This window comes from Marinobacter sp. 1_MG-2023 (assembly GCF_030549045.1).
Taxonomy (GTDB): Bacteria; Pseudomonadota; Gammaproteobacteria; order Pseudomonadales; family Oleiphilaceae; genus Marinobacter.
Map to the genome: position 1 here is coordinate 582,306 of NZ_JAUOST010000001.1, position 12,804 is coordinate 595,109.

The window sequence follows — 12,804 nt, forward strand, 5'->3', positions numbered from 1 at the left end:
ACTAAAGAGGCCTCCTGTTGGAGGCCTTTTGTTTGCTCGTTTACTCCGGTTGGTTATTCATAAGCCATTGCCCAAGCTGCTGGCGTTCTTCATCAGACATGCCGGTAACATTACCCAGCGGCATGTAATGGGAGTCAACAGCAACCTGTCGAACCTTGCCCGCGTGGCTTGTTAGCTGGGACAGCTCCTCGAACATGAAACCTGCTGGTGGCGACTGGAATGCCGGATGGCTCGGGGCGCTGGCGTGGCAGGCCACACAATGAGTGCTGATGATGGTGCTTGCTGTTTCGTCGCTCACGGCCTGGCCATCGGTCGCCTCGGATGTAACCGGTGCCGGGGCGATAGCCCAGATCAAAGCTGCGATGAGCAGGGCGGCGACCACCAGTATCCATGGCTGGTTGATATCCCTGTGGCGCAAATTGAAGTAATGCCTGGCAAACGCGGCGATGAACCCAATGGCCGCAAGAACGGCCCAACCATGGGGGTGGCCATACAGTAACGGGTAATGGTTGCTGATCATGATCAACAGGATCGGCAAGGTCAGGTAATTGTTGTGAGTCGATCGTAGCTTGGCAAGCATGGCCAGGCGGGCAACCCTCGCGCCCGGATCACCGCCTTTCTCGATGGCTTTTACCAGCGCTCGTTGGGAGGGGACGATCCCGAGGAAGACGTTGGCTACCATGATGGTGCCGATGATCGCGCCCACATGAATGTAAGCACCGCGCCCGGTGAGTACCTGGAACAGGCCCCAGTCTGCCACTAGCAGAATGGCGAACAGAGTCAGACCAAAAGCCTTGCCGTTGTCTGCCAGCGGGCTGCGAATTAGTGCTTCGTATATGGCCAGCACTACGACAATAGTGCTCAGGCCGATCGCAATGGCGGTGCCAATGCTGATGTCGGCTTTCGACGGATCAATCAGGTAGCCCGGTGAACCCATGTAGTAGACAACGAACAACAGAGCCAGGCCGCTAAGGAGGGTCGAGTAGGCTTCCCATTTGAACCAGTGGAGTTCCTTGGGCATTTCCCTGGGGCTGAGTTTGTACTTGGCTATTTCATAGATGCCACCGCCATGGATAGCCCAGAGATCACCTTTGATGCCTTCCTTCTTTTTCCACTCCGGCGGTTCACGGAGATGGTTGTCCAGCCAGACAAAGTAGAATGAGGCACCGATCCAGGCGACTCCGGCAATAACGTGAAACCAGCGAACGAGAAGGGATAGCCATTCGCTCAGATAAGCTTCCATGGGTCAGGCTCCTTGCGTTTGAAAATGGGTGGACGATGTTCCGGGCCCGGGCAGGGCTGGCCGCTGGTATCGAATCTGGCCCGCGACGATGGTTGCGGCGACGGCACGGTCATCTCCGAGGATCATCAGATTGAAGAGCGTTTCCGAAAGGTTGTTGATGAAGGGCTCCTTCATGGTAAGCATCGGCGAGGCGCGGTGATCCAGTACGACAAAGTCAGCGATCTTCCCTCGCTCGAAGTTGCCGCACTCTTCCTCCCTGTGCAGAACCCTGGCGTTACCCAGTGTGGCCAGGTAAAACGCTTGCCAGGGCGTCATTGTTTGCCCGCGGAGACGGCATACCTTGTAGGCTTCCGCCATGGTGGCAAGCATTGAAAGGCTGGTGCCTCCGCCGACATCCGAAGCGAGGCCAACGGATACGTCTGCATCGCGGGTAGCGCGGAAATCGAACAATCCGCTACCGAGAAAGGTGTTGGATGTGGGGCAAAAAGCAATGCTGCTCCCTGTGTCTGCCAGGCGCTGTCGGTCTTCATCATTGATATGGATGCCGTGAGCCAGCACGGTATGGTCGCCAAGCAGCCCGTAATGATCGTATACATCGAGGTAACTCGTGCGTTCGGGGAATAGCTCACGAACCCAGGTGATCTCTCCGATATTCTCGGCCCAGTGGGTTTGCACCATGGCATCCGGGTGTTCGGCAGCCAGCTTCCCGGCCAGAGTCAGCTGTTCCGGGGTGGAGGTTGCGGCAAAGCGAGGCGTGATGGCGTAGCGCTGGCGCCCGCGGCGGTGCCACTTTTGCAACAGTGCCAGGCTGTCGCTGTAGCTTTCGGCGGTTGTATCTTTCAGGTTCTCCGGCGCGTACCTGTCCATCATCACCTTGCCGGCGCTGAGTCCCATGCCATGGGCCTCCGCAGCCTCGAATAAAGCGTTAACCGACTCCGGGTGCGAGGTACAGAACACCAGTGCAGATGTGGTGCCGTGTCGCAGCAGCAGGTCTGTGAATCGCCGGGCTTCTGTTCGTGCCCAGTCGCCATCACTGAAACGCGCCTCGTGAGGGAAGGTGTAGGTTTCCAGCCAATCCAGAAGCTGGGTGCCATAGCTGGCCATGACGCCGAGTTGGGGCATGTGAACGTGGGTGTCGATAAAGCCGGGAACAATCAGGCCGTCCTGCCAGTGGGTAACCTTTGCATCAGCAGGCAGTTTGGGTAGCCATACGTTGGCCGGTCCTGTTGCCACTACCTTGCCCTGATTCAGGATAAGCAGGCCGTCCTCGAAATATTCCAGGCTGTTTGGTCTGGGCTCGGGGTCATCCCCGGGGTCTTGCAGGAAATGAAGTACCGCACCGCGATGCGCTTCGCAGCCTTCGGGCAGTTGGGTATCCAGATCGGTAGTCATCAGCTTCCCCGGTAGGTTGAGAAGCCCCACTGATTCAGCAGCAGAGGGACATGGTAGTGGCTGTCCGGATCAGTGACGCGGAAATCCAGGCAGACCTCGGGGAAGAAGGTTTCCAGCCCACGGGACTGGTACCAGGCGCCGGTGGCAAAGCGGATGCGGTAGTGACCGGTTTCAATCGGTGTATCGAACCAACTCATCACGCGCCCGTCGTCATCGGTAATGCCTTTGGCGAGGCATTTTTCGCCTTGTTCAGTGACTCGATACAGAGAAACACTCACTCCTGCCGCGGGTTTACCGCCTCCCAGATCAAGAATGTGAGTGGTCACGGGGCTCTTCTGGCTCATAGCAGTTTCTCCAGTCGCAGTTCTGTAATTTTTGCCTGTTCGGCTGCCGCGGTTTCTACTTCCTGGGCTCGGGTACGCGGCAGGCGTGCTTCCAGAAGCTCCAGCATTTCCGCAGCAGATTTGCCGGTAGCACACACGATGAAGATGAACCCGAATTTCTCCAGATAGGCGTCGTTGCCGGTTTTCAGGCGTTGCAAAATCTCTTCAGGTGCTTGTCGGGCGCCGGCCTGTTCGCCGCTGGCCATCGCCCGGGTACTGGCGTATTTGGCGCGCAAACTGTTGATATCGCCTATCTTCGGGTGAGCGGTGAACGCTTGAAGCCAATCCTGTTCACTCAGTTTTGGCCAGAGTTTCCGGCTCTGGCTGAGTAGCGCTTCTTGGTTGGAGTAGGGCAGGCCTCGCAGCATACCCTGCACCCAGGTTTCAGCGGCGCAGCAGTTTCTTAGTTGGCTTTCGGCTTCATCCCGGGGCAGGGTGTTGATTGTCTCGGCGGTCATTCGGGTATGTCTCCTGTCTCGGTGTTTTTGATCAGCCCCTTGAGTTCCTTCCAGGGCAGGCCTCGGCGAGCAGGTGCGTCCTGGGCAGGTGAGTTGGCCAGGCTCAGGAGTTCGGCACTGATGGAAACGGCGACTTCCATGGGCCGTTTTCCAGGCACATCGGTACGTCCGACGGGGCAGCGGATGCTGCCAATGTCGGCTGCGCTGAAGCCTCTGTGGTCCAACCGTTGGCGGAATCGCTCTGCTTTGGTGTCTGAACCGATCAGGCCAATGCCAGTGCAGCTCCCTTCAGTTAACAAGGTGCGGCAGAGTTCGAAGTCCAATTGGTGATTGTGGGTCAGGATCAGTACTTGTTTGCCCGCACACAGGGCGGGCGCATCGCCTGCCGGATCGTCCGTGTGGTGCATGCGAACGTTACCCGGGCAGTCTGCAGGAAACTGGTCGGCGCGCTCATCCACCCAGGTCACGCGCCAGGGTAATCCGCCAAGAATGGTCACCAGAGCCTTGGCGACATGGCCAGCGCCAAAAATAACCAGTTCCTGTTCGCACCCCGGGTGAGCCTCCAGAAGAACCGAGACGCTGCCGCCGCAGCATTGGCCAAGGCTGGCCCCCAGAGGGAAATTGGCCATTTCGCTGATGAAATCCTGTTTGGCCAGGTGCTCCCTGGCCCGCTGGCAGATACGGTATTCCAGGTGTCCGCCGCCAATGGTGTCGTAGCTTTGCTCGCCGGTGACCACCATCTTGCTCGCAGGCTCACGGGGTACTGAGCCTGTTACTCCAAGAACCGTTACCAGAACATAGGGTTCGCCGTGGTGTTCACATCGGGCGACCGCCTGGTACCAGTTAAGCCGGTTCTCCATCAGGCGGTCTCCTTTTGCCGGTTGTGCCAGGCCTGGCTGGCTGTAACCGCGGTCAGAACCCGTTCTGGCGTCGCAGGTGTATCCAGAGCTGGGCTGAAACGATAGTCGGTGATGCTGGAAACCGCGTCACGAAGGGCGCTCCATACAGAGATGCCGAGCATCAGGGGTGGTTCGCCCACGGCTTTGGAATGAAAAACCGTGGCCTCGCGGTTCGGGCTGTTTTCTAGCAAGGCGACGCGCAGATCCGGAGGGCAATCCGACACTGCAGGAATCTTGTAGGTGGCGGGGCCGGTGGTCAGCAGTTTGCCAGCGTCGCTGTAGACCAGTTCTTCGGTCGTCAGCCAGCCCATACCCTGAACGAAGCCGCCTTCTATCTGGCCAATATCGATCTCGGGATTCAGTGAGCGTCCGGCATCAAAAAGGATGTCGGTGCGCATTACCCGGTACTCCCCGGTCAGGGTGTCCACCACCACTTCGGAACAGGCTGCGCAATTCGAGTAGTAAAGAAAGGGATGACCTGTGCCTGTCTTGGGGTCGTAGTGGATCTTCGGAGTGGCGTAGAAACCCGATGAGGATAAGGGGACCCGGTTCATGTATGCCGTCTGGACAAACTTTGCCCAAGGTATCGTCAGATCGTTGATTTGCACCTGGTTGTCGGTGAAAGTCACGTCTTCCTGTGCTGCGGACCAGTGACTGGCCGCAAATTCTGTCAGGCCGGCCATGATTTTTTCACAGGCGTCCAGCGCCGCCATGCCGTTCAGATCCGAGCCGGATGATGCAGCGGTAGGTGAAGTATTGGGCACCTTGTCGGTACGGGTTGCGGATACCTTGACGCGCTCAATGTCGACCTGGAAGGCTGATGCGACAACCTGGGCTATCTTGATGTAAAGCCCTTGCCCCATTTCGGTGCCGCCGTGATTTACCTCGATGCTGCCGTCTGTGTAAATGTTTACGAGGGCACCCGCCTGGTTGAGGTGTTTGGCGGTGAAAGATATACCGAATTTAACCGGTGTCAGGGCCAGGCCGCGCTTAAGTATCGGGCTGGACTGGTTAAAGGCCGTGATGTCACTGCGCCGCTGACGGTAGTCGGAACTGGTTTCGAGTTTATCGAGAAGTTGTGGAAGGACATGCTGCTCAATTGTCTGGTCGTAGTGGGTGGTGTCCCGTCCGGGCCGGTATAGGTTGAGCTTGCGGATGTCGAGCGGGTCCTGGCCAAGATGGCGGGCAATATCGTCCATGGCGTGCTCGATGATCATCATGCCCTGAGGGCCGCCGAATCCCCGGAATGCTGTGTTGGACACCGTGTGGGTCTTGCAGCGGTGACCGGTTACCCGGGCCTGGTCCAGGTAATAGGCGTTGTCGGCGTGGAACATGGCCCGGTCGACGATGGCATCGGACAGGTCCGGAGAGTTGCCGCAGCGCCCGGCAACCATGAGGTCTGCCCCGAGGATCAGGCCGTTGTCGTCGAAGCCTATGTCGTAGGTGTTGTAAAAATCGTGTCGTTTGCCAGTCTGGATCATGTCGTCCGGGCGGGACAGGCGGTATTTCACCGGCCGGTTGGTGGCGTTGGCCAGCAACGCTGCGATGCAGGCTACGGGGGCCGCCTGGGTTTCCTTGCCGCCAAAGCCTCCGCCCATTCTGCGAACTTCTGCATGAACTTCGTGGATGGGCAGCCCCAGTACTTCTGCTACCAGCTTTTGCACTTCAGAAGGGTGCTGACTGGAGGTATGGACAAACATGCCTCTGTCTTCGGTTGGCTCGGCCAGCGACGCCTGGCCCTCCAGGTAGAAGTGCTCCTGACCACCGACAAACTGTTCTCCGCTGAGGCGGTTCGGCGCCTGTGCCAGAGCCTGGTCCGGTTGCCCCCGCTGTTGCGTCTGGCTGGGGCGAACAAAAAGTTCCTCATTAAGTGCCTGGGTGACGGTGACTACCGCTTCCAGGATTTCGTATTCGACCCTCGCCAGCTTTGCTGCCTTACGGGCGGCTTCGTGAGTGGTGGCTGCTACCGCGAATATCGGCTGCCCGATGTATTCAACGGTGTCGTCAGCCAGAACCAGATCGCCCGGAAAAACCGGACCTATGTCCAGATGACCTGGCACGTCTTTGGCCGTGATCACGGCTACCACCCCGGGGTATTGACGAACCGCATCCAGATCCATCGATATTACGCGGGCATGAGCCTGTTCGCTGTGGCCCACGGCTGCATGGAGGATGCCTTCAGGTGTGGGCATATCATCAATATAGCGGGCCTGGCCACTGACGTGCTTCCAGGCACTGTCGTGTTTGACGCTGTGCCCTGCCAGACCACGGGCGCTGTGTGCCGGAGCAGGTGAGTTCAGGGGGAGTTTACGCATAATCTGTCACCATCAGTTGTTCGCCGGACAGGGAGGTGGACGCCAGTAGAGTGCGTCGCAACAGGTTGCCAGCAACCTGCAGTCGATAGCCGGAGGAGGCGCGGACATCGCTGAGAGGCGAGAAATCACTGGTCAGGGCTGTTATTGCAGCTTGCACGGATTTTTCGTTCCAGGGCTGGCCGGTCAGGGCCGCTTCTGCATGGAGGGCTCGCGCAGGAACGGCGGCCATACCACCGAAGGCGAGACGACAGGCAAGGACAACGCCCTTGTCGATCGTCAGCCGGAAGGCTCCCAGAACCGCCGAGATATCATCATCCAGGCGTTTCGACACCTTGTGGATGTATAGGGCTTCATTGGCTGAAGGTACCGGCACCCGCACGGAGTGAACAAACTCCCCAGGCTGGAGGCTGGTCTGTTTATAGCCCTGGAAAAACTCGTCCAGTGGCAGGCGGCGCTCGCCATCAGGACCATCCAGCACCAGTGTGGCGCCGAGGGCGATCAGCGGCGGTGGCATATCGCCAATCGGCGATGCGTTGGCGATGTTGCCTCCCAAGGTACCGCGGTTGCGGATCTGCAGTGACCCCAGTCGCTCCAGCATGGCATCGAAGGCCGGCCAGTGTTCGCTCAAAGGCGTTCTTAGTTGTTGATAAGTTGTGGCCGCGCCGATCACCAGTTCGCTTCCATCCAGCACGCAGCCCTGCAATTCGGGTATTCGTTCCACACTGATCAGGTGGCCCAGGGTGCTGAGTTGCTGAGCTATCTCCAGCATCAGGTCTGTGCCGCCGGCCACCAGGCGTGACGCGGGGGCCTCGCGGCGTAGTGCACGGAGCTGGTCAAGATTCACCGGTGAGTCATAACGGCAGCCTTCTGGCGAGCTCAGTGTATAGCTGTTCTTGTGCATGCCTGTAAGGGAGCTGGCAGGGGCCTTATGGGCTATTCCCGCAGCTGGGTGCCCTGATTCCGGTTGCCATTCCTCGACCATGGCCTGGTGGCTGGCCTCAACAATGGGGCGGTAACCGGTGCAGCGGCAAAGGTTGCCGGATAAGGCTTCAAGGATCTGGTCGTTACTGGTGCCTCCCTCTTTGCGGTTGGCGTGCAGCGCTGTTAATGACATCACTATGCCGGGTGTGCAGAAGCCGCATTGGGCCCCGTGGTGTTTGACCATGCTGCTTTGTACAGGATGCCCCGGCTCTTGTTGAAAAGCCTCGATGGTGATCAGTTCCTTACCGTGCAGGCTTGCCATCAAAGTAATGCAGCTGTTGATCGCCTGATAACTCATCCCCCCGCTTTCATCAGGGGTTCCGGTAATCACTGTACAGGCGCCACAGTCACCTGAGGCGCATCCCTCTTTGGTGCCGGTAAGTCGCATTTTGGTGCGCAACCATTCCAGAATGCTCAAATTTGGGTCGATATGGTCAAGTTTTTCAATTTGACCGTTCATAAGGAATTCGATCACAGCTCTCTCCGCTAGCAGTCTATTTGCGGTGTTCCGGGGTGCACTGCCCTTGGCTTCAGGCCGGCGCTTCAATGTTTCTGACAGGGTTTCTGCAAAAAGCTGACCAATTGGTTTAATTAGTCGTTTTTTGCGGAGTATTAATTTTTGGCAAGCATATTGCTGGTACCTCAAATGTTGATTGTTTGGTCAGTTTATGAATTCAGAGGCCAAATACATTTGGATGAACATGGGGCTGTGTATGACTGCGGCGATACGTCTGAAGCTTGAAAACATCGTCAAGGAATACCCGGGGTGCCGGGCGAATGACGGTATTGATCTCACTGTGGAAGCAGGGGAGATCCACGCGCTTCTGGGCGAAAACGGCGCTGGCAAAAGCACCCTGATGAAAGTGATCTATGGGGTGGTTCAGCCCGACCAGGGGCGGATCGTCTTGAATGGCCATGCCGTGCATGTCGATAACCCTGCCCAGGCCCGACGCATGGGTATTGGCATGGTGTTTCAGCATTTCTCCCTGTTCGAGACCCTGACGGTGGCCGAGAATATTGCGCTTAGCTTGCCACCGGATGAAGCTCGTAACCGAAGCCAGCTGAACCAGCGCATCAGCGAAGTCTCTGAGCGATATGGCATGGAGTTGGACCCAAGGCGATATATCAGCACTTTGTCGGTGGGTGAGCGGCAGCGTGTGGAAATTGTTCGCTGCCTGATTCAGGAGACCACCCTGCTGATACTGGATGAGCCAACATCCGTTCTTACGCCCCAGGAAGTCACCTCACTCTTTGCGACGTTGAGAACATTGTCGAAAGAGGGCTGCAGCATCCTTTTTATCAGTCACAAACTGGAGGAGGTTCGCAGCCTTTGCCACACCGCAACGGTTTTGCGTCAGGGGCGGGTCAGTGGTGACTGTCAGCCTGCAGAGATCTCCGCTTCTGAAATCGCACGTCTGATGGTGGGTGACGACACTCCGATCTCAACTCAGGTGACTGCTGCGGAACCGGGCGAGACCTTACTGGAAGTCAGAAGTCTTGGCTGGAAAAGCAAGGATCCCTTCGGAACCAGTCTCGATAATGTGAACCTGGATCTGCACAAGGGGGAGATTGTCGGCATTGCCGGGGTTGCCGGTAATGGCCAGGATGAACTGCTCAAAGCTTTGTCCGGCGAGATTCGAGCTGACGCCGGGACGATCAGTCTGAGTGGTCAGAATATTCAAACCCTGTTCCCCGATCAGCGCAGGAAGCTGGGTGTGGCGATTGTTCCGGAGGAGCGCCTTGGGCGGGGCGCCGTGCCTGATATGTCTCTGGCGGATAACGCCCTGCTGACTGCCTCCGGGCAGGGGCTGGTCGAGCGTGGCCTGATACGGTCTCGCCGCGTACGAGAGTTCTCCCGTGAGGTGATTCGCCGTTTTGGCGTTCGTTGCACCGGTGAAAACAGTACCGCAGGGAGCCTGTCAGGCGGCAACCTGCAAAAATACATTATCGGCCGTGAAGCCCTGCAAAACCCTCGCCTTCTCGTGGCTTCACACCCGACCTGGGGTGTTGATGTGGGGTCAGCCGTGGCTATCCACGAGTCTCTCGTAAAGCTTCGGGATGAGGGCGCGGCAATCCTGTTGATCTCCGAAGACCTGGATGAACTCTACCAACTGTGTAATCGCCTGGGCGCACTTTGTGATGGCCGGTTGTCCCCACTCGCCCCCACGTCCGAATTGCACATAGAGCAGTTGGGTCAATGGATGGCTGGGGAATTTGAATCCACGGAGGTGGCTCATGCTGTTGCTTGAGCGTCGCCCTGTTGCTTCGTCTGTGATGCGCTGGGCATCACCACTCCTGGCACTGGTTCTGACTGTTATCACCGGGTTCATTCTGTTCCTGGTGATCGGTAAAGACCCGGTAGAAGGTCTGAAGTTTTTCTTTATAACACCAATCAGCGATCTGCCGGGATTGGCAGAGCTGGGTCTGAAAATGGCGCCTCTGCTGTTGTGTGCTGCTGGTCTGACCGTTTGTTACAAGGCCAAGTTGTGGAACATCGGTGCTGAAGGTCATTTCCTGATGGGGGCCCTGGGCGCCAGTGTGATGGCTGTGCAGCTCTCGGCTGTGAGTGGATTCTGGGTGCTGCCGGTGGTGCTTCTGACGGGTGTGCTGGGTGGCATGTTCTGGGCCGCTATTGCTGCGGGCCTGAAAACCCACCTGCACTGCAATGAGATTCTCACCACCATCATGCTCAATTACATCGCCCTGAACCTGTTGTTGTATGTCGTGCACGGGCCGCTCAAGGACCCTTATGGTTTCGGCTTTCCGCAGTCGATCATGTTCGCCGAGTCGGCGCTGCTGCCGGCGTTGATTGAGGGCACCCGTTTACACCTGGGCCTTGCTTTCGGTTTGTTGGCTGCGGTGGCGGTCTGGGTACTGTTTGCTCGCAGCTTCATTGGATTTCAGTTAAGCGTGATCGGTCAGGACCACCGGGCGGCTGCATTCGCCGGGTTTCGCGTTCGCCAGTTGACCTGGTTTGCCTTTCTTGTTGGTGGTGCGACAGCGGGCCTGGCCGGAGCCTCGGAAGTAACGGGACCCATTGGCCAGCTGGTACCACAGGTGTCTCCCGGGTACGGCTATACCGCAATCATCGTTGTGTTTCTTGGACGAATGCATGCGGTGGGTATTGTTGCTGCCAGTGCATTGCTGGCGCTGACCTTCATTGGCGGGGAGATTCTGCAGATTGCCATGCAGATGCCCAAAGCTGTGACGGCACTGTTTCAAGGGCTACTGCTGTTTTATCTGCTGACCTGCGACGCCTTTATCCATTACCGGATTCGGCTGAAGAAAGCGGCCCCGCAACCCAGGAGTGCGGCCGTTGCGGCTGCACCGCAGGAGGTTTGAGATGGAACTGTTGACCAATGTGCTGGCTGCGACAGTGGTTGCCGGTACCCCGCTGTTGCTCGTGGCGCTGGGAGAACTGATCTGCGAGCGCTCCGGCGTTCTCAATCTGGGCCAGGAGGGCATGATGCTGATGGGTGCCGTAGCCGGGTTTGCGGCAGCCCTGTCCAGTGGCAGCCTGCTTGTGGGAGTAGCTGCAGCCATTATGGCCGGAATTGCGATGTCACTGCTGTTCGCTTTCATGGCGGTGACTCTGGCAGCGAACCAGTACGCGGCAGGGCTGGCTCTGACGATATTTGGCACTGGCTTGAGCGCGTTTCTCGGAGCAGGTTTTGTGGGCTCTTCCATCGATGGCTTCAGCCGTGTGGCCATACCTCTGCTTAGCGACATTCCAGTATTGGGCCGAGTGTTCTTTGACCAGGATGCGTTGGTCTACACCTCTTTTATAGCCTTCGCGGTCGTAGCGCTGTTCCTTCGATATAGCCGCGGTGGCTTGCTGTTGCGCGCCATCGGTGAGGACCCCGAAGCAGCTAACGCCAATGGTCTCAAAGTGTTGCTGGTGCGTTACCTGGCCGTTGCGTTTGGCGGCGGCATGGCCGGGCTTGCCGGTGCCTACCTTTCCCTGGCCTACACCCCGCTCTGGACGGAGAACATGACAGCCGGTCGTGGCTGGATAGCTCTGGCATTGGTGGTCTTTGCCACCTGGAGGCCGGAGCGGTTGATTCTGGGGGCCTACCTTTTTGGCGCGGCCAGCATTTTGCACCTGGTGCTGCAGGGCCTGGGCTGGAAAAGCTCTACGGAGTTGCTCGCCATGCTGCCATACGTAGTCACGATTCTCATGCTGGTTCTGTTGTCCTGGAACCCGGCACGAACCCGATTGAATACCCCGCTTTCCCTCGGCCAGCCATACCGGCCGGGGTCCTAACAATAATGATCAGCAGTTAGCCAACCCTAAAAAATGAAAAATGTAACCTGAGAGGATTAACCATGAATGCATTTCGTAAAACACTGATCGCCGGCTGTGTGGCTGCCGCATCTTTTGCCCCGGCTGCCCACGCTGAGAAGTTCTTCGGAGGATCCAGTATCTCCATACTTCACAGCAACCAGTATGAAGGTGTTGAGTTCGATCCCGGCGGTGACGGCGGGTTTCAATATGAGGCGACTTATTTCACCTTTGAGAATGCCACCGCTCACAACTGGGGTAGCACCTTCTTCTTCATCGACCGTGACCAGGGTCAAGGCGATGTTGAAGGCGTTGATAATGTCTACGGGGAGTTTGCGCCCAACCTGAGCGGGAGCTGGCTAACAGGCTCTGACCTTAGTTTTGGTCCGGTCAAGGATGTAAGTCTTGCGGGTCAATATGAGTTTGGTGGCGGTACCCAGGTAAACAACTATCTCGCCGGTTTTGGCTTTTCCTGGGACCTGCCTGGCTTCATGTACTTCAATACCTCTGTTTACTACGTTGATAATGATCAGATCAGCGATGACAAACAGTTGACGGTCACTTGGGGATATCCGTTCGATATTGGTTCGGCCAAATTCCTCATTGATGGCTACATTGATTGGTCGTCTGCCGAATCTGATCACAAATCAGAATTCCAGTTCACCCCGCAGGTCAAGTTGGATATGGGTAACTTCTGGGGCGCGCCGGGTGTCTTGTACGCCGGTATCGAGTACCAGTACTGGAAGAATAAGTATGGTCTGGGTGACAACCTGATCGGCGATCAGAGCTCTGTCAGTGCGTTGGTGAAATTCCACTTTTGATCCTGAGCAGGAGTCCGGCAGAATCATACT

General features: G+C 57.4%; 11 protein-coding genes. 4 read left to right on the plus strand and 7 right to left on the minus strand.

Annotation, left to right across the window (positions count from 1 at the left end; genetic code table 11):
* Positions 1-40: 40 nt before the first annotated feature.
* Genes Q4606_RS02595 through xdhA form a run of 7 tightly spaced genes read right to left on the minus strand, consistent with a single transcriptional unit; the run spans position 41 to position 8,146 of the window.
* Positions 41-1,243, minus strand: coding sequence for a urate hydroxylase PuuD (locus Q4606_RS02595; protein WP_303606566.1), 1,203 nt, complete (start codon positions 1,241-1,243; stop codon positions 41-43).
* Positions 1,244-1,246: 3 nt separating this feature from the next.
* On the minus strand, positions 1,247-2,611 hold the full coding sequence (gene guaD, locus Q4606_RS02600; RefSeq protein WP_303606998.1) for a guanine deaminase: 1,365 nt from the start codon (positions 2,609-2,611) through the stop codon (positions 1,247-1,249).
* A 23-nt stretch (positions 2,612-2,634) separates the two neighbouring features.
* Positions 2,635-2,979, minus strand: coding sequence for a hydroxyisourate hydrolase (gene uraH / locus Q4606_RS02605; protein ID WP_303596738.1), 345 nt, complete (start codon positions 2,977-2,979; stop codon positions 2,635-2,637).
* Positions 2,976-3,476, minus strand: coding sequence for a 2-oxo-4-hydroxy-4-carboxy-5-ureidoimidazoline decarboxylase (uraD, locus tag Q4606_RS02610; RefSeq protein ID WP_303596737.1), 501 nt, complete (start codon positions 3,474-3,476; stop codon positions 2,976-2,978). The genes uraH and uraD overlap by 4 nt, the downstream gene beginning before the upstream one ends.
* The gene (xdhC, locus tag Q4606_RS02615) at positions 3,473-4,336 is read right to left on the minus strand and encodes a xanthine dehydrogenase accessory protein XdhC (protein WP_303606567.1); all 864 of its coding nucleotides are present in this window, start codon (positions 4,334-4,336) and stop codon (positions 3,473-3,475) included. Before xdhC ends, uraD begins: the two co-directional genes overlap by 4 nt.
* Positions 4,336-6,690 carry a xanthine dehydrogenase molybdopterin binding subunit gene (gene xdhB / locus Q4606_RS02620; RefSeq protein WP_303606568.1) on the minus strand — a complete coding sequence of 785 codons (2,355 nt, stop codon included), beginning with the start codon at positions 6,688-6,690 and terminating at the stop codon, positions 4,336-4,338. The genes xdhC and xdhB overlap by 1 nt, the downstream gene beginning before the upstream one ends.
* Complete coding sequence (gene xdhA, locus Q4606_RS02625) at positions 6,683-8,146, minus strand: xanthine dehydrogenase small subunit (protein WP_303606569.1); 1,464 nt, start codon at positions 8,144-8,146, stop codon at positions 6,683-6,685. Before xdhA ends, xdhB begins: the two co-directional genes overlap by 8 nt.
* Positions 8,147-8,384: 238 nt before the next feature.
* Between xdhA and Q4606_RS02630 the strand changes: the two genes are divergently transcribed.
* The 4 genes from Q4606_RS02630 (at position 8,385) to Q4606_RS02645 (ending at position 12,774) form a co-directional block, all read left to right on the plus strand.
* Positions 8,385-9,920, plus strand: a complete 1,536-nt coding sequence (locus Q4606_RS02630) for an ABC transporter ATP-binding protein (protein WP_303606570.1) — start codon at positions 8,385-8,387, stop codon at positions 9,918-9,920.
* On the plus strand, positions 9,907-11,013 hold the full coding sequence (locus Q4606_RS02635) for an ABC transporter permease (RefSeq protein ID WP_303596732.1): 1,107 nt from the start codon (positions 9,907-9,909) through the stop codon (positions 11,011-11,013). The genes Q4606_RS02630 and Q4606_RS02635 overlap by 14 nt, the downstream gene beginning before the upstream one ends.
* 1 nt (position 11,014) lies before the next feature.
* A complete protein-coding gene (locus Q4606_RS02640; RefSeq protein WP_303596731.1) occupies positions 11,015-11,935 on the plus strand; it encodes an ABC transporter permease in 921 nt (306 codons plus the stop codon).
* A 62-nt stretch (positions 11,936-11,997) separates the two neighbouring features.
* Positions 11,998-12,774 (plus strand): outer membrane protein OmpK, encoded by a 777-nt coding sequence (locus tag Q4606_RS02645; protein WP_303596730.1) that lies wholly within the window; start codon positions 11,998-12,000, stop codon positions 12,772-12,774.
* The last annotated feature ends 30 nt before the right edge of the window (positions 12,775-12,804 follow it).

What these genes read in the sequence shown, in the direction of transcription:
- uraH (WP_303596738.1), bottom strand. Translation starts at nt 2,979, where the DNA reads ATGAGCCAGAAGAGCCCCGTGACCACTCACATTCTTGATCTGGGAGGC.
- xdhB (WP_303606568.1), bottom strand. Translation starts at nt 6,690, where the DNA reads ATGCGTAAACTCCCCCTGAACTCACCTGCTCCGGCACACAGCGCCCGT.
- uraD (WP_303596737.1), bottom strand. Translation starts at nt 3,476, where the DNA reads ATGACCGCCGAGACAATCAACACCCTGCCCCGGGATGAAGCCGAAAGC.
- Q4606_RS02635 (WP_303596732.1), top strand. Translation starts at nt 9,907, where the DNA reads ATGCTGTTGCTTGAGCGTCGCCCTGTTGCTTCGTCTGTGATGCGCTGG.
- Q4606_RS02630 (WP_303606570.1), top strand. Translation starts at nt 8,385, where the DNA reads ATGACTGCGGCGATACGTCTGAAGCTTGAAAACATCGTCAAGGAATAC.
- Q4606_RS02645 (WP_303596730.1), top strand. Translation starts at nt 11,998, where the DNA reads ATGAATGCATTTCGTAAAACACTGATCGCCGGCTGTGTGGCTGCCGCA.
- xdhC (WP_303606567.1), bottom strand. Translation starts at nt 4,336, where the DNA reads ATGGAGAACCGGCTTAACTGGTACCAGGCGGTCGCCCGATGTGAACAC.
- Q4606_RS02640 (WP_303596731.1), top strand. Translation starts at nt 11,015, where the DNA reads ATGGAACTGTTGACCAATGTGCTGGCTGCGACAGTGGTTGCCGGTACC.
- Q4606_RS02595 (WP_303606566.1), bottom strand. Translation starts at nt 1,243, where the DNA reads ATGGAAGCTTATCTGAGCGAATGGCTATCCCTTCTCGTTCGCTGGTTT.